The 26,773-nt window shown below is 66.5% G+C and carries 23 protein-coding genes; 12 read left to right on the forward strand and 11 right to left on the reverse strand.

The annotated features are described in order from the left end of the window. Nucleotides 1–102: 102 nt before the first annotated feature. Together ACLH0K_RS02555 and ACLH0K_RS02560 are read right to left on the reverse strand one after the other, a co-directional pair. Complete coding sequence (locus tag ACLH0K_RS02555) at nt 103–429, reverse strand: hypothetical protein (RefSeq protein ID WP_411375308.1); 327 nt, start codon at nt 427–429, stop codon at nt 103–105. Nucleotides 430–615: 186 nt separating this feature from the next. Beyond that, nucleotides 616–963, reverse strand: a complete 348-nt coding sequence (locus ACLH0K_RS02560) for a hypothetical protein (protein ID WP_411375309.1) — start codon at nt 961–963, stop codon at nt 616–618. 290 nt (nt 964–1,253) lie between these two features. Here ACLH0K_RS02560 and ACLH0K_RS02565 point away from each other — a divergent pair, with 290 nt between their 5' ends. Genes ACLH0K_RS02565 through ACLH0K_RS02585 form a run of 5 tightly spaced genes read left to right on the forward strand, consistent with a single transcriptional unit; the run spans nt 1,254 to nt 7,464 of the window. After that, on the forward strand, nt 1,254–2,879 hold the full coding sequence (locus tag ACLH0K_RS02565; RefSeq protein WP_411375310.1) for a pyridoxal phosphate-dependent decarboxylase family protein: 1,626 nt from the start codon (nt 1,254–1,256) through the stop codon (nt 2,877–2,879). Beyond that, entirely contained in the window at nt 2,876–4,216 is a 1,341-nt protein-coding gene (locus ACLH0K_RS02570) for a lysine N(6)-hydroxylase/L-ornithine N(5)-oxygenase family protein (protein ID WP_411375311.1), read from the forward strand. The genes ACLH0K_RS02565 and ACLH0K_RS02570 overlap by 4 nt, the downstream gene beginning before the upstream one ends. Beyond that, on the forward strand, nt 4,213–4,803 hold the full coding sequence (locus ACLH0K_RS02575) for a GNAT family N-acetyltransferase (RefSeq protein ID WP_411375312.1): 591 nt from the start codon (nt 4,213–4,215) through the stop codon (nt 4,801–4,803). The genes ACLH0K_RS02570 and ACLH0K_RS02575 overlap by 4 nt, the downstream gene beginning before the upstream one ends. After that, nucleotides 4,800–6,656, forward strand: coding sequence for an IucA/IucC family protein (locus ACLH0K_RS02580; protein WP_411375313.1), 1,857 nt, complete (start codon nt 4,800–4,802; stop codon nt 6,654–6,656). The genes ACLH0K_RS02575 and ACLH0K_RS02580 overlap by 4 nt, the downstream gene beginning before the upstream one ends. 37 nt (nt 6,657–6,693) lie before the next feature. Then, nucleotides 6,694–7,464 (forward strand): SDR family NAD(P)-dependent oxidoreductase, encoded by a 771-nt coding sequence (locus tag ACLH0K_RS02585; protein WP_411375314.1) that lies wholly within the window; start codon nt 6,694–6,696, stop codon nt 7,462–7,464. Here ACLH0K_RS02585 and ACLH0K_RS02590 read toward each other — a convergent pair. Next, nucleotides 7,432–8,529, reverse strand: a complete 1,098-nt coding sequence (locus tag ACLH0K_RS02590) for an FUSC family protein (RefSeq protein ID WP_411375315.1) — start codon at nt 8,527–8,529, stop codon at nt 7,432–7,434. The two genes, ACLH0K_RS02585 and ACLH0K_RS02590, sit on opposite strands and share 33 nt — an antisense overlap. Before the next feature lie 153 nt (nt 8,530–8,682). Further along, complete coding sequence (locus ACLH0K_RS02595) at nt 8,683–10,287, reverse strand: MFS transporter (protein WP_411375316.1); 1,605 nt, start codon at nt 10,285–10,287, stop codon at nt 8,683–8,685. Between the two features lie 499 nt (nt 10,288–10,786). Between ACLH0K_RS02595 and ACLH0K_RS02600 the strand changes: the two genes are divergently transcribed. Beyond that, nucleotides 10,787–11,035, forward strand: coding sequence for a hypothetical protein (locus ACLH0K_RS02600; RefSeq protein WP_411375317.1), 249 nt, complete (start codon nt 10,787–10,789; stop codon nt 11,033–11,035). Between the two features lie 109 nt (nt 11,036–11,144). Here the strand turns inward: ACLH0K_RS02600 and ACLH0K_RS02605 are convergent, their stop codons facing one another. Then, nucleotides 11,145–13,646 (reverse strand): ATP-dependent DNA ligase, encoded by a 2,502-nt coding sequence (locus ACLH0K_RS02605; RefSeq protein WP_411375318.1) that lies wholly within the window; start codon nt 13,644–13,646, stop codon nt 11,145–11,147. A 40-nt stretch (nt 13,647–13,686) separates the two neighbouring features. Here ACLH0K_RS02605 and ACLH0K_RS02610 point away from each other — a divergent pair, with 40 nt between their 5' ends. Both ACLH0K_RS02610 and ACLH0K_RS02615 read left to right on the forward strand, forming a co-directional pair. Continuing rightward, on the forward strand, nt 13,687–14,862 hold the full coding sequence (locus ACLH0K_RS02610) for a Ku protein (protein ID WP_411375319.1): 1,176 nt from the start codon (nt 13,687–13,689) through the stop codon (nt 14,860–14,862). A gap of 120 nt (nt 14,863–14,982) precedes the next feature. After that, the gene (locus ACLH0K_RS02615) at nt 14,983–15,828 is read left to right on the forward strand and encodes a class I SAM-dependent methyltransferase (RefSeq protein ID WP_411375320.1); all 846 of its coding nucleotides are present in this window, start codon (nt 14,983–14,985) and stop codon (nt 15,826–15,828) included. Between the two features lie 216 nt (nt 15,829–16,044). On the opposite strand, the gene ACLH0K_RS02620 is transcribed toward ACLH0K_RS02615, so the two are convergent. From ACLH0K_RS02620 to ACLH0K_RS02640, 5 genes are all read right to left on the reverse strand, one after another. Next, nucleotides 16,045–16,323, reverse strand: a complete 279-nt coding sequence (locus ACLH0K_RS02620; protein WP_411375321.1) for an HPr family phosphocarrier protein — start codon at nt 16,321–16,323, stop codon at nt 16,045–16,047. Between the two features lie 58 nt (nt 16,324–16,381). Continuing rightward, nucleotides 16,382–18,460, reverse strand: coding sequence for a fructose-specific PTS transporter subunit EIIC (locus ACLH0K_RS02625; protein WP_411375322.1), 2,079 nt, complete (start codon nt 18,458–18,460; stop codon nt 16,382–16,384). Nucleotides 18,461–18,462: 2 nt separating this feature from the next. Further along, entirely contained in the window at nt 18,463–19,443 is a 981-nt protein-coding gene (locus ACLH0K_RS02630) for a 1-phosphofructokinase family hexose kinase (protein ID WP_411375323.1), read from the reverse strand. Next, on the reverse strand, nt 19,440–20,243 hold the full coding sequence (locus ACLH0K_RS02635) for a DeoR/GlpR family DNA-binding transcription regulator (protein ID WP_411376540.1): 804 nt from the start codon (nt 20,241–20,243) through the stop codon (nt 19,440–19,442). Before ACLH0K_RS02635 ends, ACLH0K_RS02630 begins: the two co-directional genes overlap by 4 nt. A 233-nt stretch (nt 20,244–20,476) precedes the next feature. Further along, nucleotides 20,477–20,734: a DUF6458 family protein gene (locus ACLH0K_RS02640; protein ID WP_411375324.1), complete on the reverse strand. Its 258-nt coding sequence runs from the start codon at nt 20,732–20,734 to the stop codon at nt 20,477–20,479. A 321-nt stretch (nt 20,735–21,055) separates the two neighbouring features. Between ACLH0K_RS02640 and ACLH0K_RS02645 the strand changes: the two genes are divergently transcribed. From ACLH0K_RS02645 to ACLH0K_RS02660, 4 genes are all read left to right on the forward strand, one after another. After that, on the forward strand, nt 21,056–21,673 hold the full coding sequence (locus ACLH0K_RS02645; protein ID WP_411375325.1) for an alpha/beta hydrolase: 618 nt from the start codon (nt 21,056–21,058) through the stop codon (nt 21,671–21,673). A 315-nt stretch (nt 21,674–21,988) separates the two neighbouring features. Then, entirely contained in the window at nt 21,989–22,129 is a 141-nt protein-coding gene (locus tag ACLH0K_RS02650; RefSeq protein WP_411375326.1) for a hypothetical protein, read from the forward strand. A 17-nt stretch (nt 22,130–22,146) separates the two neighbouring features. Further along, on the forward strand, nt 22,147–22,884 hold the full coding sequence (locus tag ACLH0K_RS02655; protein WP_411375327.1) for an HAD family hydrolase: 738 nt from the start codon (nt 22,147–22,149) through the stop codon (nt 22,882–22,884). Between the two features lie 129 nt (nt 22,885–23,013). Then, nucleotides 23,014–25,359 carry a glycoside hydrolase family 65 protein gene (locus tag ACLH0K_RS02660; RefSeq protein WP_411375328.1) on the forward strand — a complete coding sequence of 782 codons (2,346 nt, stop codon included), beginning with the start codon at nt 23,014–23,016 and terminating at the stop codon, nt 25,357–25,359. A gap of 39 nt (nt 25,360–25,398) precedes the next feature. Here the strand turns inward: ACLH0K_RS02660 and ACLH0K_RS02665 are convergent, their stop codons facing one another. Continuing rightward, complete coding sequence (locus ACLH0K_RS02665; RefSeq protein ID WP_411375330.1) at nt 25,399–26,712, reverse strand: MFS transporter; 1,314 nt, start codon at nt 26,710–26,712, stop codon at nt 25,399–25,401. Nucleotides 26,713–26,773: the final 61 nt, after the last annotated feature.

Here is a 26,773-nt window from a genome sequence, read left to right on the forward strand (position 1 = left end):
CTTACCGGCGTGAAGGTGGGGACCCTGCAAACACGGAACCCGGGAGACCGGAACGCAATGGTCCGGCACTCAAGAGTGCCGGACTACGCAGGGTGGGAGCGGTCAGCTCGCGAGGGCCTGTTCCGGGACCTGCGCGCCGGCAGCGGGATCGTCGATGGTGAAGCCGCAGGCGCAGCGGTAGGTCACGACGTTCCCGGACTCCGCCGGCGCCATGCCCAGCGGGACCATGCCCTCAACGTCAACGTATACAGGCTGCCGGATGGGCAGCTCTGCGGGATCAATGCGTTCCATGGGCATGCGGCAATGCATGCGTGAATTCAACGTGACCAGCAACCCCATGTCCACGGGCTGGGTGATGCCGAGAAGAGCCTCCACTCCATCGCTTCGTTCCCCAAACGCCGTCAACTGGTCTTCGATTGCTGTAGTCATCTCTGTTCATCCTTGGGCTTCTTCACGAGGTTGCCCGCGTTGGCAACCCCGCCGCGAACTGCTTGCGGAGGTTCACTTACATCACATACCTAAGCATGCTTACTAATAGCCGGGCAAATCGGAGTGTGGCCCAGGGCACACGTTATGCCTGTTTTGTTTGGCTTTGCCGCCTGCTTCCGGCGTGCATCAAAGAGGCTGTAAGTGCCGGCGCTGCCACTGCAGCGCATGCCAGAACAGGAGGCCGACGACGGCCGCGACGCCGGTCACGATCAGGTACGGAGCGAACGTGAGGACGATGTAGGAAACCGGCACCTGCCCGCTGGCGGGCATGGTGTTGGCCATGGCGCTGGTGATGGCCCAGGCCCCGCCGCCAATCAGCGCTGCCGCTATCAGCCAGAGGGCCGCAATGAAGGGGTTCACTGTAGGCGCTGGCCGCCTCCCGGCTTCCGCCTGCGGGGTTTCCGGGCCTGCCGGGACGGGATTGCCGTGCTGGTCCACTTCCCGGAATCCAACTGCACTTGCCTGCTGTTCCACGTGTTCCCCCTGTGTTCGTTGGTGCCCGACGGCCGCCGGTAGGCCCACCCTAGCCGCTTGCCGCCGCGTCTGCCCGCCGGCATAAAGCTGCCCCCACCGCCATGGATGACTCAACAAGGCAGGGCATTTTGCAGCAGAAACGCAGCTTTGTGCCAGTCAATGACCCAGGAGTGACGCCAAAATTCCCGGAATGGCAGGGCAAAAAGAAATAGGGCACAAAAGTTTGATTAGAAGGGATACCTAAGTAAGGCTTGCCTTTGTAATTCCCCTATGCCCCCAAAGGAAGACGAGTGCCGCTGATGCCCCGCCTTGACGAGTTGCACGTGGATGACCCCCGCTGTGAAGTCCGCACCGATCCGGAGCCGCCGGGGCAGGACTTCGGCTCGCGGGTGGAACTCGCACTCGGAGCCACCAGCCACCTCTTCAACGCCAGGAACTCGCCGCGCTACGTAGCGCAGGTCCTGCAGGGCGTCACCGCCGTGGCCACAAAGCTGGAGCGCACCACCCGCCCGTTCACCGGCGTTGGACCCGCCGAGATGAAGGCCCGCGTGGCCGCCGTCGACCTTGATGCGCCGCTGCCGGACACGGCAGCCGCACTGCTGGAACTCGAGGATGTCTACCTCCGGGACGCCGTGTACTTCCACGACGCCAAGTACGCCGCCCACCTCAACTGCCCGGTGGTGATTCCGGCCCTGGTGGGGGAGGCCGTCCTGTCCGCCGTGAACTCCTCCCTGGACACGTGGGACCAGAGCGCCGGCGGCACAATGATCGAACGGCGCCTTGTCGACTGGGCGGCCGGACGCCTGGACCTGGGCGGCAACGCCGACGGCATCTTCACATCCGGCGGCAGCCAGTCCAACCTCCAGGCCCTGCTGATCGCGCGCAACCACTCCGTGGCAGGCCTCCGCCAGGACCCCACCCGGAGCGGCCTGCGGCTTCCGGCGCTGCTGGACACCCTGCGGATCTTCACGTCCGAGGACAGCCACTTCAGCATCCAGAAGTCGGCGTCCATGCTCGGGCTCGGGTTCGACGCCGTCATCACCGTCCCCTGCACCCCGGACCACCGGATGGATCCGGCGGCACTGGCGGAGGCCATGGCGGAGGCCCGCGACGCCGGCCTGACCGCCATGGCAGTGGTGGCCACCGCCGGGACTACGGACTTCGGCGCGGTGGACCCGCTCGCGGAGCTCGCAGCTCTGGCCCGGGCCTACGGCGCGTGGTTCCACATCGATGCCGCCTACGGCGGCGGTCTGATGGTCTCCGGCCGTTACCGCCACCTCCTGGACGGCACACGCCTTGCCGACTCCGTCACCGTGGACTTCCACAAGACCTTCTTCCAGCCGGTCAGCTCCAGCGCCCTCCTGGTGCGCGAGTCCGCCATGCTGCGGCACATAACCTACTACGCGGACTACCTGAACCCGGAAAGCGCCGCCCTGGCCGAGATCCCCAACCAGGTGGACAAGAGCATCCAGACCACCCGCCGCTGCGATGCGCTCAAGCTGTGGCTGACGCTCCGGATCATGGGCGCCGACGCCGTCGGCGCGCTCTTTGACGAAGCCATCGACCTCGCCGCCCGCGTGGGTTCCCTGCTTGCCGCCGACGACGACTTCGAACTTGCCGCGGCTCCCCGACTGAGCACCCTGGTGTTCCGGTACCGTCCGCTGCTGGAAGGCGGCGAACGCCTTTCCGAGGATGAAGCGGACCGCATCAACCCTGCCATCCGGTCAGCCGTCTTCGCCTCCGGCGAGGCAGTGGTTGCCGGCACCAAAGTGGCAGGCCGGCACTACCTGAAGTTCACCCTCCTGAACGCCGAGGCCACCTTGGAGGACATCGCCGAGATCATCGCACTCCTGCGCACCACGGGCGCCGGCCTGCTGCACGGCGCTGGCCAGCTGGAAAAGGAAGCCACCGCATGAGCACCCCTGGCAACCGCAGGATCCACGACTTCGCCGCCATCGGCGTCGGGCCCTTCAACCTGGGACTGGCCGCCCTCACCCAACCGCTGGAAGGACTGGACGCCGTCTTCCTGGAACAACGGGAGTCCTTCGACTGGCACCCCGGCATGATGCTGGAGCCCGCCCACCTCCAGGTTCCCTTCATGGCTGACCTGGTGACCCTGGCGGACCCCACCTCGCCGTATTCGTTCCTCAACTTCCTGAAGCAGACGGGGCGGCTCTACCGCTTCTACATCCGGGAAAACTTCTACGCCCTCCGCGCGGAGTACAACCAGTACTGCCAGTGGGTGGCCGGGCAGTTGCCGTCCGTGCGTTTTGGCACGGCTGTGCTGGATACGGCGTACGACGACGGCGTGTACCGGCTTTCGTTGTCCGGTCCCGACGGGCCGGAGGTGCTGTACGCGCGGCGGCTTGTGCTGGGCACCGGCACCTCGCCCTGCGTCCCCGAGGCCGGCGCCGGCATTGTGGCCGCTGCCGCCGCCGGACGCGGGGGAGTGGCCTTCCATAACGCCGACTACCTGGCCCGCAAGGCCGAACTGCAGCAGAAACGCAGCATCACCGTCCTTGGCAGCGGCCAGAGTGCTGCCGAGATCTACTACGAGCTGCTGCAGGAAGCTGACGTCCACGGATACCAGCTCAACTGGGTGACCCGTTCCGGCCGGTTCTTCCCCCTGGAGTACACCAAGCTGACCCTGGAGATGACCTCGCCCGAGTACGTGGACTACTTCCACGCCCTTCCGCAACAACAGCGCGACCAGCTGAACAAAAACCAAAAGAACCTCTACAAGGGCATCAACTCGGACCTGATCGACGCCATTTACGATCTCCTCTACACCAGGAGCCTGTCCGGCATGGTGGACACCCAGCTGCTCACGCACTCCACCCTCACGGCCGCGGAATGGGATCCGGCCGCCGGAACGCACACCCTGCACCTGCACCACGACGAGCAGGGCGCCTCCTACACGCTGGACAGCGAAGCAGTGGTGATGGCCACCGGGTACAACTACCGCGAACCCGGTTTCCTGGCAGGTATCCGGGACCGGATCGCACGTGACAGTGCCGGAAGGTTCGCCGTGGACCGGAACTACGGCACCGGCGTCGAGCCCGGCGAAATCTTCGTCCAGAACGCGGAACTGCACACGCACGGCTTCGCCACCCCGGACCTGGGCATGGGCGCCTACCGCAATTCCTGCATCCTCCGGGAAATTACCGGCCGCGAGGTGTACCCCGTGGAGCGCAGCATAGCCTTCCAGCAGTTCGGGGTGCCCGCCGCCGTGCCCGTGGAGGTGCCCGCATGAGGTTTACATTCCGGTGCCTTGACGCCGCAGCGGACGCGCCGCTGCTGCACAGCTGGGTGACCCAGCCGTACGCCTCCTTCTGGGGCATGCTGTCGGCAAGGGTGGAAGACGTGGTGGAGGAGTACCAAAAGATCCAGGCGAGCGGCCACCACCACGCCCTGCTGGGGCTGGATGGCGGTGTCCCCGCCTTCCTGATGGAGGAGTACCTTCCGGCGTCGTCGCCGCTGGCGGGTCTGTATCCCGTCCAGCCCGGTGACGTGGGGATGCACCTGCTGGTGGCGCCGCCGTCGAACGGGCCCGAGGCCGGCTACACCACCGCGGTGATGGACGCCGTTCTGGGACGGCTGTTCGCCGCGCCGGACTTGGAGCGGGTGGTGGTGGAACCGGATGCCCGGAACACCAGGATCCACGCCCTCAATGAACGGCTGGGCTTCCAGCCCGCGGGGCTGGTCACGCTGCCGGACAAGGAAGCGCTGCTGAGCTTCTGCAGCCGGTCCGATTACCTGGCCGCCCGAGCGGTGCCCGCCGCTGCCGGCACCGCCATCACCGAACCCACCACCCGTACGCCCGTCCCGCAGGGAGCATGAACATCACCATCCACCCCGACCCCCTTATTCCCGCCCCGGCCGGCACGGAGTTCGCTGCAGCGCCCCACCTGTCACCTGAACGCTGGGAGCAGGCAAACCGGCACCTGCTCCGCAAGGCGCTCGCCGAGTTCTCGCACGAGCGGATCCTTGCGCCGGAACTGGTCACCGGCGTGGAGGGAAGCGGCACCTATCGGCTCCGCAGCGGCGACGGCGTCCACGAATACCTCTTCAAGGCCCGGATCCTGGAGCTTGAGCACTGGTCCATCGACGCCGCGTCCATCCGGCATGTCCAGGACGGCACCGAAGCGCCGCTGGACGTCCTGGAATTCATCACCGTCTTCCACAAAACTCTCGGCATCAGCATCCAAATGCTGCCGGTATACCTCGAGGAAATCAGCAGCACCCTGGCCAGCCACGCCTACAAGCAGTGGGCGGGCCAGCCGGCCGCCAGGGAACTCGCAGCCGGTGTCACCGGGGGACGCGATGTTGCCGCGGACTTCCAGGCAATCGAACGGAGCATGACCGAGGGCCACCCCTGCTTCGTGGCCAACAACGGCCGGCTTGGTTTCGGCATCAGCGACTACCACGCCTTCGCGCCAGAGACCGGTGCCGCGGTGCAGCTGGAATGGATCGCCGTCCACCAGAGCCGTGCCGTCTTCACCTCCACCCCAGGACTGGGGTACCGGGAGCACCTTGAAGCCGAACTCGGACCGCTGGCGGAAGACTTCACCAACGAGCTGAGGCTGCAGGGCCTGGACCCGGACGGGTACTTCTTCATGCCCGTCCACCCGTGGCAGTGGGAGAACAAGCTCACCGTCACCTTTGCTGCGGAAATTGCCCGGCAGCGCATCGTCTACCTGGGCGCGGGGACCGACCGGTACCAGGCACAGCAGTCCATCCGCACCTTCTTCAACACCACAGCCCCGGAGCGGAACTACGTCAAGACCGCCATGTCGGTCCTGAACATGGGCTTCATGCGCGGCCTCTCACCCCAATACATGAAGGCCACTCCGGCCATCAACGACTGGCTGCGGAACCTGGTCGAAGCTGACGGTGCCCTGCAGCGGCGCGGCTTCACCATGATCGGCGAAATCGCGGCCCTCGGCTACCACAACGGCTACTACGAGGCCGGTTCGGCCAACGGCTCGCCGTACCGCAAGATGCTGTCCGCGCTGTGGCGGGAAAGTCCGCTGCCGCTGCTGCGCGACGGGCAGCAGCTGGCCACCATGGCCTCGCTCCTGCACGTGGACGCGCAGGGCAAGCCGATGGTCTCCGCGCTCATCGAGCGCTCCGGGCTGGCCCCGGTGGACTGGCTCCGCCGATACTTCGAGGCGTACCTGGTGCCGCTGGTGCACTGCCTGTTCCGGTACGAGCTGGCGTTTATGCCGCACGGCGAGAACGTCATCCTGGTACTTGAAGACGGCGTGCCCGTCCGGGCCGTCATGAAGGACATCGCCGAGGAGATCGTGGTGATGGGTGACCGGCTGGAGCTGCCCGAAGAACTGTCCCGGATCAAGGCTTCCATCCCCGAGGGTGAGAAGGTGCTGGCGATCTTCACGGACATCTTCGACTGCATCTTCCGCTTCCTGGCGGCCCTGCTCGAGGAGGACGAAATGCTGGGGCAGGAGGAGTTCTGGGGGACCGCCGCCGCCGCGGTCAAGGATTACCAGGGACAGCACCCGGAACTCGCGGACCAGTTCACCCGGCACAACCTCTTCGCCGCGGACTTAGAACTGTCCTGCCTGAACCGGCTCCAGCTCCGCAACAACCAGCAGATGCTGGACCTGGCCGACCCCTCGGGCGGGCTGCAGATGGCGGGCCGGCTCGCCAACCCGCTGGCCAGGTTCGCGTAGGAGGGGAATGAAGCCCGCTGGTGGCTAGGCTTGCAGCATGACGCCAACCACCGGAACCACCGCCCTCATCACCGGAGCCAGCGCGGGACTGGGCGCAGAATTCGCCCGGCAGTTCGCCGCCCAGGGTTTCAACCTGGTGCTCGTGGCACGCAACCGGGTCCGCCTCGAAACCGCCGCGGCGGGCCTGGAACGGCGCTATGGAATCACGGCTGAGGTGCTCCCCGCCGACCTGACGGACGACGCGGGAGTGGCCGCCGTCGTCGCACGCCTGTCCGATCCCGGGCGGCCGGTGGGGATCCTGGTGAACAACGCAGGGATCGGCCTGCTGCACAACTTCGAGGACAACCGCATCTCGGAGGAGAAAAAGCACCTGAAGCTGCACGGCGAGACGGCCATGGTCCTCACGCATGCCGCGCTCAAGGGCATGCTGGAACGCCGCGACGGCAGGATTATCAACGTGGCAAGCATTGCCGCGTTCCTGCCGCGCGGCACCTACTCGGCCGCGAAGGCGTGGCTGGTGAGCTTCAGCCGCTGGGCCAACCTCGCCTACCGCAAGCAGGGGATCAGGGTCACGGCGGTCTGCCCGGGCTTCACCCACACCGAGTTCCACGACCGGATGGGCATGGATAAGTCGGTGGCGCCGTCGTGGGCCTGGCTGCACGCGGACCGTGTGGTGCGCGAGGCCCTGGCGGACAACGAGCGCGGCCGGGCAGTGTCCATCCCGTCCAGACGCTACAAGCTTGTGGCCGCCGTGGCCCGGGTGGCGCCGCCCAGGCTAGTGGCGGGGCCGGCGCGGAAACCGAAGTAGGGGCGCCGGCAGGGAGGTTAGTGTCCGCGGTCCGGTCCGGCGCACGGCCACCACCACGGCTATACCCACAAGGGCGCCCACCAGCGTCTCCACGGCGCGTTCCAGGATCAGCAGGCCCGGGTCCATGGGGGCGGCGAGCTGCGTCATCAGCAGGATGACCGGCGTGAACGAGACCATGGCAAACCCGTAATGCCGGGTCATGAACAGCTCGGTGGTGAACTGGAACAGGATGACCAGCAGCGCCAGCAGCACGGCCTGCTGCCCAGGAAACAGGCCCGTAAGCGTCCAGGGCCCGGGAAGAAGTACGACGGCGGTCACCGCCAGCCCCACGAACGTCCCCACGATGCGGTGGATGCCCCGGCGGACGCTGCTGGGGAGGTCGGCTCCGGCAAGCGGCACGGCGGCGGCCGCCATCGCCCAGTGCGGGTGGCCGCTGCCGCTCAGCACACCAGCCGTTCCGGCCGCTCCCACCGCCAGCACGTACCTGGCTGCGTGGACCAGGATTTCCCTCGGTGCCGCTGCGGCCGGCTTGCTGCGGACGGCGCCGCGCTGCCAGGACCTGTGGAGGATCCAGCCGCTGAAGCCCACGGCCAGTGAGAATGCAGCGGATGCGGCAGCGATGGACAGTGCCGTATACCAGGGGACCACCGTGGGGACCGATGCGCAGGCACCCAGGGCGAGGAGGCCAAAGAACGGGCCGTTGGGCCGAAGGTGCACCTTGTCCGCGTAGACGGACCCCACTCCGGCGAGCGCTGCCTCAACGGCCACGAGCCACCAGGAGTGCAGGTGGTTGACGGACAGGAACACTCCCACCGCCACCCCGCCCAGGAGTACCAGGGCGCCCTGGACCTGGTGCCCCAGCCGCAGCTGGTGGGGTTCGGAGCGCCCGTACATTCCGGTCAGTGCACCGAACACCGCATAGATGATCAGGTCCGTGCGGCCGATTGCCAGCAGGAGCAGCGAGGGCACAGCGACGCTGGCGGCGACGCGCAGCGCGGCCAGGTGGTCATTGTTGGCCGGTTCCAGCCGGTGGAGGGCGCGCACCTGCCGCAGGACGCGTTCCATGCCGCACCACCTTCTGCCGTTTTCGTTACCGTGCCCTGTGGGAAGGTATCACCGGCTCCGCTCGCGCTGCCCGCCGCTGTTCACGGAACGTCATCCCGGCACGGCTTTGAGCGCGGGCTACGAAAGAACGGCCAGGCTGCGGGGCACAGGACGCTAGACCGAAGCCGGAACCTTCCCGGCGCCGGGCTTGTCCGCGGCGAGCGAGTCCTGGATGTCCTGCGCTTCGAACGGCAGTTCGTCCAGGTCGATCAGCGGGTTCTCGTCCTGCGTGGCCACCAGTTCCTTCGCTTCGGCCTGGGTGTCCACGCTGGGCATGGAGCCGGGCAGCGGACGCTGTGCCGATTCCTTCAGGAAGTAGATGGCCACTGCGCCCACCAGGGAGGTGCACATCAGGTAGTAGGCGGGCATCATGTCGTTGCCGGTGGCGCTGATCAGGGCCGCCACGATGAACGGTGTGGTTCCGCCGAAGATGGCCACCGAGAAGTTGTACGCGATGCCCATGGCGCCGTAGCGGCTGGAGGTGGGGAACTGCGCAGGCAGCGCCGAAGCCAGGTTGGCCACGTAGAAGGTCACCGGGAAGGCGATCAGGGCAAGGCCGGCCAGGGTGGACCACACTTCACCGATGCCGATCAGCAGGAACGCCGGAACGGCCAGGACGATGGTGCTTACGGCGCCGATCCAGAGGACGGGCCGGCGGCCGATGCGGTCGGACAGCTTGCCGGTCAACGGGATGCACAGGCTCATCACCACCAGCACCGGGATGGTCAACAAGGTGCCGTGCACTTCGTCGTAGCCCTTGGATTCGGTGAGGTACGTGGGCATGTAGGACGTCAGGGCGTAGCCGGCGGTGTTCGCCGCCGCGACCAGGATCATGGCCACGATGATGGAGCGCCAGTACGCCTTGACGATTCCCACCGGGCCCTTCGCTGCGGCTTCGTCGGAGGCGGCGGCGTTTTTGGCGATGTCCTCCTGGGCGTCAAGGGTGGCCTGGAACTGCGGGGATTCCTCGATCTTGCTCCGGAAGTAGATGGCGATCAGGCCCAGCGGACCGGCAACCAGGAACGGGATGCGCCAGCCCCATTCCTCCATGGCTGCCTGGCCCAGGGTGAGCTGGAGGGCCGAAACGAGGGCGGCGCCGAGGGCGAATCCCAGGTAGCTGCCCATGTCCAGGAAGCTGGCGAAGAATCCGCGGCGCTTGTCCGGGGCGTATTCGCTGACGAAGGTGGTGGCGCCGGCGTACTCACCACCGGTCGAGAACCCCTGGACGATCTTCAGCAGCACCAGCAGGACGGCGGCCCAGAGTCCAATCTGTGCGTACCCGGGAAGCAGGCCAATGGCGAAGGTGCTTGCAGCCATGAGCATGAGCGTGGCGGCAAGGATCTTCTGCCGTCCCATCTTGTCGCCCATCCAGCCGAAGATCACGCCGCCCAGGGGGCGTGCGATGAAGGTGGCCGCGAAGGTCCCCAGCAGGAACAGGGTCTGGGTGGTGGGATCCGATTCCGGCAGGAAGACCGGGCCCATGGTGGTGATGAGGTAGCCGAAGACACCGACGTCGTACCACTCCATGGTGTTGCCGACGATGGTTCCGCCGAGTGCTTTCTTGAGCATCGGCTGGTTCACCACGTTGACGTCGGATTCCTTAAGCCGGCGGCGCGGCAAACGGCGTAGTTTCTTTGCAGCTCTCAGGGCTGTCTGGTCGGTTCCGCTGGCGTTCCTGGCGCCTGCTGAAGAGTCGGTCACGCTTCGGTCTGTGGGCATTTGGGCCGCTCCTGTGGAGGTCATTTGCTTGCGACTTGTAGCTGCCCCGCTCCGGGCAGGCCATCAATTTTACGGGATTCCCATGGCGTCCGGCCGCCGAATGCCGTAGCATCGACCCTTTTGGCACCGGTTTAGGGCCCTCTTTCGCGGCTCCTTTCCCCGCTTTTCCCGCGTCAGTACAAGGGTTTCGGCACTGTGTGACCATCGTTACCGAATCTTTTTACTTCCAGGGGGTAGTGGCGGGGTTTTCGCGGGGTTTCTGCGTCCCCGGAAGGGGTTCACAGGCGGTTCCGGGGTGCCTATGGTTGAGCAATGGAAACCCTTCTTTTCGAGTAGCAACGGCGCGCGCGGCAGAGCCGCGGGCCGCCAGTGCGCCGGATCCGAAACACGCTGGAAGCCTGCACGGGCAGGCTTCCATGGAATAGTCCGCCGGAGACCCGGCAACGCGGCCAGGCGCCGCGCTTGGCAGTACTTCGTTTCACCGCGGAAAGGAAGAAAAATGGCTGATGAAAACCGCATCAAACCGGAGGTTATGGACCACCTTGCGGCGGCAATGAACAACCCCGACCTGCCCGGACCGGCTCCCCTGGGTGCGACGGGCATGCCCCGGCAGAATTCATGGCCGGACGGCGACGGCAAGCGGCGCCATCCCAGGGAGCGCGCAGCCGGCACGGGACGCATGGGCCATGAGGCTGCTGTCAACGCCGTTCACCGGACGGGCCGGCCGCAGATGCCGCATTCGTCCTGACCGCCCCAGCGACACGCAAATTCCCTGGCGCCCCAAAAATGTAGGGGTCGCCAGGGAATTTGCGCGTCGAGGGGGAGTATCGGGGGCGGAATCACCAGCCGGGGCCGCGTTATGGTTCGCGGACCACGTCGGCGGGCTCCTTGTCCAGCCGCCAGCCGCGCCATCGCGGATGCCGCAGCCGCCCCGGTCCGGTCCACTCGCTGTAGGTCACCTCGCCCACCAGTTGCGGCGCCACCCAGTGGGCGTCAGACGAATCCGGGCGGGGAACATCATGGAACGGGGACGTCTTACGGGCCAGCCGCTCCATGTTCTGCCGCAGTTCGGTCAACTCCCGCGTGCTGAAGCCGCTGCCCACGCGGCCCACGTACTGCAGTTTGTCGCCGTCGGGGATCCCCACCAGGAGCGAGCCGACGGTTTCCTCCCGGCCTCCCTTCCCCGGCCGCCAGCCGCCCACCACCACCTCCTGGGTCTGCTCTGTCTTCAGCTTGATCCAGGTGCGGGTCCGCTGCCCGCTGACATACCTGCTGTCCGTCCGCTTGGCCATCACGCCTTCGAGGCCCAGCTCCTGGGCGCTGTCCAGGATGTGCTCCACCGGCTCCTCCAGCACCATCGACAGGTCGATGGGACAGTCCGAGGGCACGAAGAACTCCTCAAGGAGCCGGCGCCGTTTCCGCAGCGGAAGCTTCCGGAGGTCAGTCCCGCCGTCGTACAGCAAATCGAAAAGGACCAGCCTGATGGGAATCGCCGTGCGGGCACGTGCGACGTCGGCGGGCCGGGTAAGTTTCATGCGTCCCTGCAGGAGTCCGAAGTCAGGCCGGCCGCCGGGCCCCGGCGCGATGATCTCGCCGTCAGCAATGAAGGGCTGCGGGGGCCAGCAGGACCGGTCCGTCACCTCGGGGTAGGTCCTGGTGACGTCGTTGCCGTTGCGGCTGAAAATCCGCACTTTCTGTTCGTCGGCCACCACGATGGCCCGGACCCCGTCCCACTTCAGCTCGAACTGCCAGTTGCTGCCCTGCAGGTCCGCGGTGTCGCCGGAGGTGGCCATCATGGGCCGGAACTCGTCAGGGGACGGAGCAACGGCGGTTGCCGTCCCGGGCCTGGAGCGTTCGGAAGGTTTGGCGGCCTCTTCCATTGGTTCCCCGGCACCCTCCGCCGGCTCCGCTGCGGCCGGCGCGTGCCGCCGTCGTCCGCCCTGGTGTTCCTTGTCCATGAGGTGGATGAGCCACTGCCCCTCGGCATCCGTGCCCTGCCCGCGGCCGGTGTGGATCAGGGCGACCTTTTTCTTAGTTCCGCCCAGGCCGCCGCCTTCTGACCCGGTGAGCGTGACGATGACCTCCTTGCCGGCGATCCACTTGTGCAGTTCGTAGGTGCCGGTGTCCCAGATGGTCATCTCACCCGCGCCATACTCCCCTTTGGGGATGGTTCCGTGGAACGTGAGGTAGTCCATGGGATGGTCCTCGGTCTGGACGGCCAGGTGGTTCTTGCCGCCGGACTCCGGAATTCCCTTGGGGAGGGCCCAGGACACCAGGACGCCTTCGTGCTCCAGGCGCAGGTCGTAGTGGAGCCGGCTGGCGTGGTGTTCCTGGATGACGAACGCGTCACCGCTGCCGGCCGCGCCGCTGAACGGCTCGGGCGTCGCCTTCGGATCGCGCATGGAACGGTATTTCGCCAGCCGCGGATTGGCGTCCCCGGTGTCCCCGTGTGTGCCCGGGGGATGGCCGGAGGCCTGGACGACGGCGGCAAATGGGTCCTTGCCGTCCCGCACCCGCCGCATCACCTCGTGGTAGTCCAGGTGCTTGAGCCGCGGCGAACTGATTTCACGCCAGGTCCGGGGCGCCGCGACCATCGGTGTGGGACGGCCGCGCAGGGAATAGGGCACGATGGTGGTCTTGGCGGCGTTGTTCTGGCTCCAGTCCACCAGCACCTTGCCCTTGCGGAGCGTTTTCTTCATGTCGCTGACGGCGAGGTCCGGGTGGTCTGCTTCGAGGGCCCGGGCGAGTTCGCGGGCAAAGGCGGAAATCTGGTCCGAGGTCTGCGTCCCGTCCAGTGCCGCGTACAAGTGGATGCCCTTGCTGCCGCTGGTGACCGGGACCGGATCCAGCCCCACATCGTGCAGGATGTCCCGTGCCAGCAGGGCCACCTCCCGGCACTCGGGCAGGCCGGCTCCTTCGCCGGGGTCCAGGTCCAGGACCAGCCGGTCCGGGTTCAGCTGGTTCCCGTGGGAATCCACCCGCCACTGCGGAACGTGGACCTCCAGGGAATTGATCTGCCCGAACCACGTCAGCGTGGCCGGGTCATTGACCATCGGATAGTGGATGGTGCGGTCCTTGTGCGTGATTGCGGCCCTTGGCAACCACCCCGGGGCTGAGTCCTCCAGGTCCTTTTGAAAAAACACTTCGCCGGGCTTCTCCGCCGTGCCCACACCGTTGACCCAGCGCTTGCGGGTGGCGGGCCGGTTTGCCGCGGCGGGAATGAGGACGTGGGCGACGGCGGCGTAGTAGGCAAGCACGTCGGCCTTGGTGGTGCCGGTCTCCGGATAGATGATCTTGTCCAGGTTGGTGACCGTAAGTTCACGGCCTGCAACCCGGACACGTTCCTTACTGCCGGCCACGGGGCTTCACCTCCGGCCCGGTCTGATGTTGACTGTAGGAATGAGAGCCATCTGGAAAGGTGCCATCGCGTTCGGACTGGTGAACGTGCCGGTCAAGGTCTACAGCGCCACTGAGGATCATGACATCAGTCTGCACCAGGTTCACAATGCAGACGCCGGCAGGATCCGGTACCAGCGCCGGTGCGAGGTGTGCGGCGAGGTGGTTGACTACTCGGACATCGAGAAGGCCTACGAGGAAGACGGCCGGACGGTGGTGCTGACCAAGGACGAGCTCAAGGCCATCCCGGCAGAGAACAGCCATGAGATCGAAGTGGTGCAGTTCGTCCCGTCCGAACAGCTCGAACCCATGATGTTCGAGAAGAGCTACTACCTGGAACCGGACTCCAAGTCGCCCAAGGCGTACGTGCTGCTGCGCCGCGCCCTGGAGGACACGGACCGGGTGGCCATTGTGCAGTTCGCGCTCCGGGAGAAGACCCGGCTTGGCGCACTGCGGATCAAGGATGACGTCCTGGTGCTCCAGTCCCTGCTGTGGCCGGACGAGGTGCGCGAGGCGAACTTCCCTGCACTGGATACGTCCATCAAGATTTCGCCCCAGGAACGCGAGATGTCTGCGGCCCTGGTGGAGTCCATGGCTGCGGACTTTGAACCTGATTCCTTTACGGACGATTACCAGGTCCAGCTGCGCACCCTGATTGACGCCAAGCTCGAGCAGGGTGAGTCCCTGGACACGGAAGAGACTTTCGGTGTTGAGGCCGGCGAAGGCGGCAAGGGCGAGGTCATCGACCTGATGGAAGCCCTCAAGCGGAGCCTGGACAAGAAGCGCGGCGGTGGATCCGCAGCGGCTGCCTCTGACGAGTCGGACCAGGAGGAAGCGGACAGCGAAGAAGAGCCGGCGAAGCCCGCCCGCAAGGCGTCCGGAACCAAGGCGTCCGGAACAAGGGCTTCCGGAACAAGGACAACTGCAGCCAAGGCCGGGACGAAGTCCACCGAATCCAAAACCGGGTCCAAAGCCACAGGTACACGGTCCACAGGCACACGGTCCGCAGCATCAAAGTCCCCGGATACGGGAACCACGGCGAAAACCACGGCGTCCAGGACCGCCGCGTCAAAGGGCACAGCCTCCAAATCAACCGCAGCAAAATCCGAGGGCACCAAGGCCACCGCGGGCAAGACGGCTGCCAAGTCGACCACCACCAGAACCCGAAAACCCGCATAATCCGGCAAGTCCCTTTACAGCCCGGAGCGCCACGTCCACAATGGGTCGCATCACAGCCTCCGCTGAGGCAAACAGCGTGCTGTCACTCATCCTGCACGGACACGGTAGAGGGGCGCGGACATGAACGACCAAACGGACACGGTGGAGGCGGACCGGGCACTCAAGCAGAAGCACCGGGCCATGTGGGCCTCGGGCGATTATCCGGCGCTGGCGGATGAAATGCTCCTGGAACTGGGCGCCATCCTGGTCGAAGCTTGCGGGGTCACATCCCGGCACCGGGTACTGGACATCGCGGCCGGCTCTGGAAACGCCGCCATCCCGGCAGCCATGATGGGCGCCCGCGTGGTGGCCAGCGACCTGACGCCGGAACTGTTCGAAGCCGGACGCCGGGAGGCCGCCAACAGGGGTGTCAGCCTTGACTGGCAGGAGGCGGACGCCGAGGCGCTGCCCTACGGCGACGGCGAGTTCGACATCGTCATGTCCTGCCTCGGCGTGATGTTCGCGCCGCACCATCAGACGGCAGCCGACGAACTGGTCCGGGTATGCAAGCCCGGCGGCACCATCGGGTTGCTGAGCTGGACCCCTGAAGGTTTCATCGGCCAGATGTTCGCCACCATGAAGCCCTTCGCCCCGCCGCCCCCGCCCGGTGCCCAGCCGGCGCCGCTGTGGGGGAGCGAGGACCACGTCCGGGAACTGCTGGGCGGCAGGATTACCGACGTCAAGGCCCGCAAGCAGACCCTTTCGGTGCGCAGCTTCCACCAGCCCGGGGACTTCGTGCGCTACTTCAAGTCTCATTACGGCCCCACCATCTCCGTCTACAAGTTCATCGGCGAGGACAAGGACAAGGCAAAGGAACTCGACGAGGCACTCACGAGACTGGCCGATTCCTTTGGTGACGCCCACGGTGACACCCCCTTCCAGATGGAGTGGGAGTACCTGCTGTTCACGGCCAGGAAGGCGCAATGACGGAACGCGCCCGCTGACCGCCGCCGACCCTCCACCCCTCCCAACTGGGTAGCAGTAACTGCCGTTTTGGGCGTTCAAAACGGCAGTTACTGCTACCTGCTTGGGCGGGGCGGAAGGTGGGGCGGCACTTAAACGCGGCAGCCGCCGTCGGGCATGTCCCCAGGAAGGGAAAGCCCGACGGCGGCCGCAGGTAAGGCGCCTAAGGCACCGCTGGTGCTACTCGGCGTCGTGGTCCGTTTCGAGGATCTGGACCAGGCGCTCCAGAGCGGCGTCCGCGCCGTCGCCCTCGGCCCGGAGGACCACCACGTCGCCATGCGAGGCGCCCAAGCTCATGAGGGACAGGATGCTGGCGGCATCCATGGCCTCGTCGGCCGGCTCGCCTTCCCTGGCAATGGTGATGTCCAGGTCGAACTCTCCGGCTGCCTCGGCAAAGATGGCGGCGGGGCGGGCGTGCAGGCCCACGCGGCTGGCGACGGTTGCGGTGCGTTCTGGCATTGTTGCTCCTTTGTCGTTCGGCTTGCTGGTGCAAACCGGTAGGTAGTTGGTGAGCCGGTCAGACCGTTGCTGGAACGGTTTCCACCGTAGCAGTGGACTTCCGGGCTGCCCAGCGCTTCAGTGCAATGACGGCCAGCGCGCTGACGATTGTGCCGGCGATGATCGAGATGATGAACATCAGCACGTTGCCGATGGCGAAGAACACGAAGATGCCGCCATGTGGTGCCTGCGAGGTGACGCTGAAGGCCATGGTCAGCGCGCCGGTCAGGGCGCCGCCCACCATGCTGGCCGGGATGACGCGTAGCGGGTCGGCAGCTGCGAACGGGATGGCGCCTTCGGAAATGAAGGACGCGCCCAGCAGCCAGGCGGCCTTGCCGTTCTCGCGCTCGGCCAGGCTGAACAGCTTCTTGTCCAGGACGGTGGCCAGGGCCATGGCCAGCGGCGGGACCATGCCTGCCGCCATCACGGTGGCCATAATCTGCCACGGCGCCTGGTTGGTGGCGCTGCCGGCACCCAGGCCGGCCACGGCGAAGGCGTAGGCCACCTTGTTCACGGGGCCGCCGAGGTCGAAGCACATCATGAGGCCCAGGATGATGCCCAGGACGACGGCGGAAGCACCGGTCATGCCGGACAGCCAGCCGTTGAGGGCGTTGGTGAGTCCGGCGATGGGTCCGCCGAGCACCAGGAACATCAGGCCGGACGCCACGATGGACGCGAGCAGCGGGATGATCACCACGGGCATCAGGCCGCGCAGCCAGCGCGGGACCTGCCACGTGCCGATCAGGTGGGCGACGTAGCCGGCCAGCAGGCCGCCCACGATACCGCCGAGGAACCCGGCGCCCATGAACCCGGCCACCGCGCCGGCAACGAAGCCGGGGGCGATGCCCGGCCGGTCCGCGATGGCGTACGCGATGTACCCGGCCAGGGCGGGAACAAGGAAGCCCATGGACAGGGCGCCGATCTTGAAGAACACGGCACCGAGGTAGGCGGCGAGGCCGCCTTCGGGCAGGTTGCCGAAGCTGTTCTGCAGGACAACGTCGTCGGCCACGTCGGTGATGTCGTAGCCGCCCAGCAGGAACCCAAGGGCGATCAGGAGACCGCCGCCGGCAACGAACGGGATCATATAGCTGACGCCTGTCAGCAGGGCCCTCTTCAGCTTCTGGCCGATGTGCTCGCCCTTCTCGGCTTCCGCCTGCTCGGCCTGCTCCTCAGCGCCGAAGTGCGCAACCCGGCGTGCGTGCGGATCCTTCGCTGCCGCGAGGGCTTCCTGGACCATCTTGGCGGGTTCGTCGATGCCGCGCTTGACCGGGGCGTTGACCACCGGCTTGCCGGCGAAGCGCTCCTTGCCGCGGACGTCCACGTCCACAGCGAAGATCACGGCGTCAGCGGCGGCGATCACGGCCGGGTCCAGCGGCTTGGCGCCGGAGGAACCCTGGGTTTCCACCTGCAGGTCCACGCCCGCTTCCTTGGCCGCTGCCACGAGGGAGTCGGCGGCCATGTAGGTGTGCGCGATGCCGGTGGGGCATGCCGTGACGGCAACGAGCCGCTTGGGACCCGTGTGGCCGCCCCCGTCCCCTGAGTCAGCTACTGCCGACGCTCCAGACTTGCCGGTGGCGTTCATGCTGCCGGAACCGGTGCCGGCGGACGCGGCGGCACTGGTGGTTGCGGCGGCGTGGGCAGCCGGCTTGTCGGCCAGGGCGCCGTCCACCAGCTCCACGATTTCCGCCTCGGAGGAGGCACCGCGCAGGGCTGCCGTGAAGTCCTTCTTGATGAGGGAGCGGGCCAGCTTGGACAGGAGCTTCAGGTGTTCCTGGTCCGCGCCGTCCGGGGCGGCAATGAAGAAGATCAGGTCAGCGGGGCCGTCCTTGGCGCCGAAGTCCACCTTCGGGTTGAGGCGGGCCATGGCGAGGGTGGGCTCCGTGACGGCGGCCGAACGGCAGTGCGGGATGGCGATGCCGCCGGGGATCCCCGTGGCCGTCTTCTGTTCCCGGGCGTAGGCGTCGGCGAAGAGGCCTTCAACCTCGGTTGCGCGTCCGGCGGCAGCTACCTTGCTGGCCAGGTGCCGGATCACCGACTCGGGCGCGTTGCCCAGGTTCTGGTCGAGTTCGACCAGTTCCGTGGTGATGAGCTGAGTCACTGTCAGTCCTTTCGAAGAGCCGTGATGGTTACGGCATCCGGGGTGGTTTGGTGAACTGCCGGAACCGTGGATCCGGGCAGGGAAGCGGCAGCGGCACCATGGGCCACGGCCTGACGAAGGCAATCGGCCGGGGCGGCGCCCTGGCCGTGGGCGAGCAGGTAACCGGCCAGCGCGGAGTCGCCCGCGCCCACCGTACTGACCGCGGCGACCGGCGGATGCGTGGCCAGCCACGCGCCGTCGGCCGTTACCAGGACAGCTCCCTTGGATCCGAGAGTTGCCAGCACGGCACCCACGCCCGAACGTACGACGGCGGCAGCGGCGTCCGCTGCAGCCCCCGGGTCCGCTTCCAGCTGGTCAGCGGTGGCCGGGGCAAAACCGGCGGCGGAGGCCAGTTCTGCCAGTTCTTCGGCGTTGGGCTTGAGGAGGTCCGGCATGCCTGCCGCGCCGCCGGTAAGCGCTGCGGCGAGAGGCTGGCCGGATGAGTCGACGGCGATCCGGGGTGCGGCGCCGTCGGCGGAGGAACGCAGGCGCAGGGCCGCCGTCGCGTAGAAATCTGCCGGGAAGCCTGGTGGCAGCGAACCGGCGAGGACCACCCAGCTCGCGCCGCGGGAGCTTTCCAGCAGCAGCTTGAGGAGGGCTTCCTGCTGGTTTTCGTCCAGGAGCGGGCCGGGTTCGTTGATTTTGGTGGTCACGCCGCCGGGCTCGGTCAGTGCGACGTTGGTCCGCAGCGGCTCGTGGATGGGCAGCGCGGTGAAGGGGACCGCGCTTTCGCGCAGGCCGGCAAGGACCGGATCGCTGTCCGCGCCGGGGAGCACAGCCAGGGATTCCAGACCGGACGCCACCAGGGCCCTGGATACGTTGACGCCCTTGCCGCCTGATTCCTGGCTGACGGAGACGGCGCGCTGCACCTCACCGCGTTCCAAGGGCCCGGGCAGGGCAACCGTCCGGTCCAGGCTGGGGTTGGCCGTGAAGGTGACAATCATGCGATCACCACGTCAACGCCGGCTTCTTCCAGGGCTGCTGCCAGTTCGGTGCCGGGTTCGCTGTCTGTAATCAAGGTGTCCAGATCTTTCAGGAAGGCGAACTGGACCAGGGTTTCCGTGTCCAGCTTGGAGGAATCGGCCAGCACCACAATGCGGCGCGCCGATTGGACGAAGGCTGCCTTGACGGCGGCTTCTTCAGGATCGGGAGTGCTGAGCCCAAAGCTTGCGTGGATACCGTTGGTGCCCACGAAGGCCAGGTCCGGGCGGAGCTTTGCCGCGGCGTCTACGGTTACCTGCCCCACCGCCACCTGGGTGATCCCGCGCACGCGGCCGCCCAGGATCTGCAGGGCGATGCCGGGGATGTTGGAGAGTTTGCTGGCGATGGGCACGGCGTGCGTGATGGCCACGAGCTCCGGGCGGGACCCGGAATCAGAAACCTCGACGGCGGCACGCCGGGACAGCATGTCCGCGAGGACTTCGGTGGTGGTGCCGCCGTCGATCAGCACGCTGCCGGGCTTGTTTCGGGGGATGAGCGCCAGGGCGGCTTCGGCGATCCGGATCTTTTGGTCCGGCCGCTGAATGGCGCGTTCGGTGACGCTTTCCTCGGTAGTGCTGAAGCGGTCTGCCGCCACTGCCCCGCCGTGGACGCGGCGGACGGTACCGGCCGTCTCCAGGGTAGCCAGGTCCCGGCGCACCGTCTCGGTAGTGATGCGGAAGCGCTCGGCCAGGTGGGTCACGCTGACCCGGCCGCTGCCGGCAACAAGCTCGGCAATCTTTTGCTGGCGCTCCTCGGCGAACACGTACCCTCCGTCGCGTAGGTTGCTGGTGCTGTGGTCCGGATGCACTGCCGCCCAAAGCGTGACTGGCATCACATGATGTTGAGTTACTTGACTTTATCTTTGTATCTGTTGGTTTGTCAATGGAAACCCACATGAAACAAAATTGACCGCGCAAAGTGAAAGCCGGGCCGGACAGCGGTGGTCCGTCCCGGCTTTCGGGTTTGCCTTTGTGGCTGCTGTTCAAAGCTCCAGGCTTAGAGGTTCCCGTCGCGGCTTTCATTGCGGGTAATGCGCTCGCCGGTATTGGGGTCAACGACGGAACGCGTCTCACTGACCCGGCGGCTCCGCCCGGGTGAGGCGAGAATCAGGGATGCGATCAGGCCAATGACCCCCACCGCCATCAGGATGTATCCGATGAGCACCTGGTCCACGAAGGGAATGAGCCCGGGTGCTACAGCCCAGGCAAGGATCGCACCCAGGGCGATCAGGAAGATTGACGAACCGATTCTCATGACGTACTCCTTAACTGCCGCGGTGGATGCGGCTCCGGTAGGGCTGCTGGAACGGTAGTACTTCTGATTACTAAGCATGCTGTCTGTTAGGCGTCACGCTACCGCCCTGCGTGGTTCGAATCAATGACCTGAACTGGGAAGACTTCCTTTTGCGCCGCTAAGAGATGCCCGTGGCGCAACGGAGCCGCGGGCGGTTTCCGCTCGTGGATGCGGCTGGATCGTGGATACGGAACAGCCGTCGTCCTCCTCTCCGCGTCTCCGCTTCCGGTGGGCCGGCAGGGGTTCAGGATCCTGCAGGGCCTGTCCCGCTAGGCTGGGCCAGTGGAAACAGTTGTGTGGTCCAAGCCCAAGGACCAGCGCGCAGGCACTCCGTTGCTGGTGATGATGCACGGCTATGGGACGGACGAATCGCGCATGGTCCGGCTCTTTGACTACCTTCCCTCCGAGTTCACCTTTGCCGCGCTCCGGGCACCAATGGCCATTGGCGACCACTACGGCTGGTTCCTGCTGGACTACTTCCTGGTGAATGACTTCGCGGACGTTATTTCAGCTACGAATGCCGTCCATGCCTGGGTCAACTCGGTGCGGGAACAACATACGAGCGTGAGCCTGATGGGTTATTCGCAGGGCATGGCCATGGCCAGCACCCTCCTGCGGCTCCACCCGCAGGCCTACACGTCGGTAGTGGGACTGTCCGGCTTCGTCCTCAACAATGAACTCCTTGAACTCACCGATTCCTTCGACGCCAAGCCGCCATTTTTCTGGGGCCGCGACAAAGCGGACCTGGTCATCAATGAGGACGCGGTGGCCTATACCGCCGACTGGCTCGAAAAGAACACGCTCCTGACCAGCCGGACCTATCCGGGGATGGGGCATGCCATGTCCAGGGCCGAGATGGTGGACGTCAGTGCCTTCCTGCGCCATTACGTCCTGCGCTGACTCGCCGCCCAGGTCGAGGCTGACTGAACCTCCCCAGTGATCCGCCAGGCGGAAGGTGGCCGAGATTTTCGTCACATCCGGAAGGCTGTCCACAGGAGCGAAAAAACAGTTGCCAGTTAAATTTGTAAGCGCTTACACTCAACCTCAGCCGCAGAAGCGGGCTTTGAACTGGGCTGATGAGGAGGCCGGCGGAATGCAGACCGATCGCTGCGCGGAAAACCCGGTGCGGGCAAGACTGCTGCGGGCACTCCGCAGCACCCTCCGGCCCTGGCATCCACATCCGCCAGGTTGTTCTCGAACGGCATCAGGAACATGATGGAAAGCGTATCTGGACCAGCAACGCCCCCGCGCGCCGCAGCGACATCCGCCGGCGCCACGCCCGCGGCGATGCCGTCCACCCCGGGCACCGAAGCCACAATCTCCCTTGCGCCGTCTTCGCCGCTGCCCGCCGTCTGAAAGGACATGTACTGCTGATGACTGCCTCTTCCGCTACAGAAACCGCGGCCTGGACCAGTGCCGCTGCAATCCTGTTCGACCTGGACGGCGTGCTGACCCCCACGGCGGCCGTGCACGAGCAGGCGTGGCAGGAACTGTTCGAGGGCTACCTCGCCTCAGAGCCGCAGGCTGCGGCCTACAGCGAGAGTGACTACTTCGACCATATTGACGGAAAGCCGCGTTTCGACGGCGTCCGGGACTTCCTCGCCTCCCGCGGCATAGTGCTGCCCGAAGGCCCGCTGGATGATGACCCCGGAAACTTGACTGTCCAAGGCCTTGGCAACAAGAAGAACCGCATCTTCAATGACATCGTGAGCAGCGGCGTCGAACCCTTTGACGGCTCGGTGCGCTTCCTTCAGGCCGCGCTGGAGCGCGGACTGAAGGTCGCCGTGGTTTCTTCCTCACGCAACGCCCCCGCAGTCCTGGCCGCAGCCGGACTCGACCATCACTTTCCCGTTGTGGTGGACGGGGCGGTGGCTGCGGAGGAAGGGCTCCCGGGAAAGCCCAGCCCCGCAACCTACCAGTACGCGGCACAACTGCTCGGGCTGCCCAGCGAGGAGTGCGTGGTGGTGGAGGACGCAGTGTCCGGTGTGAAGGCAGGCCAGGCGGGATCGTTCCACTCCGTCATCGGCGTTGACCGCGGTGCCGGCCGGCAGACGCTCCTTGACGCCGGTGCCACTCTGGTGGTCAACGACCTGCAGGAACTGCTCCCCTAGCCCGGGGCCGCCTTTCCCCGGGCGGCAACGGCTGCCGGATCCCGCAGCAGCCATCCAGGCGGCACACCTCCTTCGAATACCTGATGCCGGTGAAGCCGGCACCCAGCAGACGCCAAAAGGACCCCAACCATGGCACTCATCACCGCGGACCGTGAGCGGTTCCCGAACACCCCCTGGCAACTCGTGGAAGCACGCCACGAGCCGGGAAATGCCGGGACCCTGGAAACATTGTTCTCCCTGGGTAACGGGCACCTCGGCATGCGCGGCGCGCACTGGTCTGCGGCGGACTCCGAGCTGCCCGGCAGCTTCATCAACGGACTGCACGAAATCTGGGACATCAAGCACGCCGAAAATGCCTTCGGCTTCGCCCGGACCGGCCAGCGCATCCTTTACGTCCCGGACGCCAACAACTTCACCGTGATTGTCGACGGCGAGTCCCTGACCCTGGCCGAGTCGGAGGTGCTGGACTACCGGCGGTCGGTGGACTTCGCCACCGGTGCCTACGAGTGCAGCATCACCTGGCAGTGCCGGTCCGGGGCCGTTGTCACCACCATCGAGCGCCGCGCGGTGGGCTTTGCTTCACGCGGAAGCCTGGGGATCTCCCTGCAGGTGTCCACGGACCGCGACGTATCGCTGGACGTGACCTCCTCCGTCATCAACCGCCAGGACCAGCCGGTGGAGGACCACTCGGCGCACGATCCGCGGCGGGCTGGCCGGCATGCCGGCCGGGTGTTGCTTCCGCTGCGGCTGGACGGCGGCGACGGTTCGCTCCGCCTCGCCTGGGAGGCGGCGGAGTCGAAGCAGCGCGTGGGTGTTGCCGTGGACCACTGGATTTCGGCCGGCTACCAGCCGTTTGACACCCAGGTGGACCAGGACGAAAGCACTGTCCGTTATGTCCTGGCCGTGAGCGCCGACGAACCGTTCACACTCGAAAAAAGCGTCAGCTATGCCGCCGGCGCGGCCGTCCAGGACCCGGAGACCGATGCTGCGGAAGTGGCGGCAGCGGGACTGCGGCCGGTCAAGGACATCTTTGCCGAAAGCGAAGCCCACTACCGCGCCTACTGGGCCACCTCGGACATCGTCCTCGAGGGCGGCAACCCGGAACTGCAGCAGGCGATCCGGTGGAACCTCTTCCAGCTTGCCCAGGCCACGGCCCGCGCAGACGTGGCGGGGATCCCGGCAAAGGGCGTAACAGGCTCGGGCTACGAGGGACACTATTTCTGGGACCAGGAGGTGTACCTCCTGCCGTACCTGACGTACACCAACCCTGAAGGTGCCCGGCAGGTCCTGGAGTTCCGGCACGGCATGCTCCCGGAGGCCAAGATCCGCGCCAAGGAGCTCAGCGTGGACGGCGCCCTCTTCCCGTGGCGGACCATCAACGGCCTGGAGGCCAGCGCCTATTACGCCGCCGGCACCGCCCAGTTCCACATCGCCGCCGCCATCGCGTTCGCCACCAACCGCTACCTGTGGGCCACCGGTGACACCGCGTTCCGGGACGGCATGGGCGCGGAGCTGCTGATCGAGACGGCCCGGATGTGGATTTCGCTCGGTTTCTTCGGCAAGGACGGGCTGTTCCACATCCACGGCGTCACGGGCCCGGACGAGTACACCGCCGTGGTCAATGACAACCTGTACACCAACGTCATGGCCCGGTTTAACCTCCGCGCCGCTGTCGCGCTGGAACATGCCGGGATCAGCCAGGAGGAACGCCAGCTATGGGAGGCGGCCGCCAGCCGGATGCAGCTGCCCTTCGACAACCGGATGCAGGTGCACTCGCAGGACAACGACTTCATGACGCTGGAGCCCTGGGACTGGACCACGCCCCGGTCCAAGTACCCGCTGCTGCTGCACTTCCACCCGCTGGTGATCTACCGGCACCAGGTGCTGAAGCAGGCGGACACGGTCCTGGCAATGTTCCTGCAGTGGCAGGACTTCACTGCCCAGGAAAAGCAGCGCGCCTTCGACTTCTACGATCCCATCACCACCGGCGACTCCACCCTGTCCGCCTGTGTGCAGGGCATCATGGCGGCCGAGGTGGGGTACTCGAAAGAGGCCCTGGAGCACTTTACCAACGCTGTCTTCATCGATTTGGACGATGCCCACGGCAACACCATCGACGGTGTGCACATCGCCTCCACCGGCGGGGTGTGGAGCTCGCTGGTATGCGGCTTTGCCGGCCTGCGCGACCAGGGTCCGCTGCCGTTCTTCGACCCGCGGCTGCCCGACGAGTGGGACGGGCTGACGTTCCACCTGAAAATCCGCGGCCGGCTGCTGCTGGTGCAGCTCGCGGCCGGGTCCATCACGCTCACGGTCCAGGACGGCGCGCCGCTGGACGTGGACGTGCGCGGCGTTGCTTACACTGTGGGCGCCAATCCCGTCCAGGTGGCGCTGCAACCGGTCCCCGAGCCGGAGCCCACGGTCTTCCCCAGCGGGCTTCCGACGGCCAGCATCCCCGTGGTGCGCGGCAACAGTTGATGCCCGACGGCGGGAGGAGGCGGCGCTGCCCTGCGCGCCTTAGTCTCCTGCCGCCGTCGTGCGTTCCACCTCGGGCGCTGTGTCCAGCGGGTGGGCCAGTTCGTCGTCGGGCATCCGTGCCGCGGCCATGGCGATGACCGCCATGACAGGGCAGACGCCGCCGGCCACCAGGAAGATGAGCCAGATGGGCAGCACCTCCGCTGCGGGGCCCGCCAGTGCCATGGACACCGGCATCAACGCCAGCGAGACGAAGAAATCCAGGCTGGAAATCCGGCCCAGCAGGTGCGGGGGCACGCGGCGCTGCAGCAGCGTCCCCCAGATGACCATGCCCACGCTGCCGGTCACGCCCCACAGGAACGTGGCGCCTGCGATCACCCAGAAGTTGTCCATGAGGCCGACGGCGGCGAGCGGCATGCTGCCCGCACCCCAGGACACCATCATTACCGTGAGGTAGCGGCGCGGCAGCCGCAGGGATGCGGTGACCAGGGAGCCCAGTGCGGCGCCCACTCCCATGATGGCCAGGAGGAAGCCGAACATGCTGGAGTCGCCGCCCAATTGGTCCCGCACCACGAACGGCAGCAGGACCTCGATGGGACCGATCAGGAACAGCACGGAAATGCAGGCCCAGATCAAGGTCCACAGCAGCCAGGGCGTGCGGATGGTGTAGCTGATGCCTTCACGGAGATCCTGCAGGAAGGAGGATTTCCGGGGTCCCGTTTCCTTAGGCCCCTCGTGCCCGGCCCCGTTGGCCGGTGCATCCAGTGCGTGGCGGCCCAGGAAGTTCAGGACGATGAACGCCAGCAGGTGGCACATTGCCACACCCGTAACAGCGTGCGACGGCGAGAGGGCCGCCACGAGTACGCCCGCCACGGCAGGACCGGCGGCCTGCTGCAGCACGGGACGCATGGTGCCTTCCATGCCGTTGGCCGCGAGCAGGTCCTCGGGAGGGAGGATCCGGGGCAGGATGGCTGAGTAGGCGGGGAAAAAGAAGGCCGCGCCCACGCCGAGCACGAACGCGCCGGCCGCCACATGCCACAGCTGCAGCCAGCCTGCCATCGCCAGCCCGCTGATGGTGGCGATGACGGCGAGGTTGGCGCCTTCGACGGCGATAATCAGTTGACGCTGCGGAATCCTGTCCGCGGCGATGCCGCCGGCAAGGACGAAGGCGACCAGGCCGATGCTGCCCGCGGTTGCCACGAGCGAGAGTTCCAGTGGCCCGCCGCCCAGCCTGATCACCTGGTAGACCATGGCCACGGCCCACATTCCCGATCCGAAGATCGAGATGGCCAGCGCCGCGATGAGTACCCTGTACTCCCGGTGGGCAAAGGGGCGCAAGGCTTTAGGGGCGGGCATAAGCTTCAGTTTAAGCCCGCTTTGCCCGCCCGCCCCCTGCCTGCGCCCCCAATCGCACCAG

This window comes from Arthrobacter sp. MPF02, from assembly GCF_046605375.1.
Taxonomy (GTDB): Bacteria; Actinomycetota; Actinomycetes; order Actinomycetales; family Micrococcaceae; genus Arthrobacter.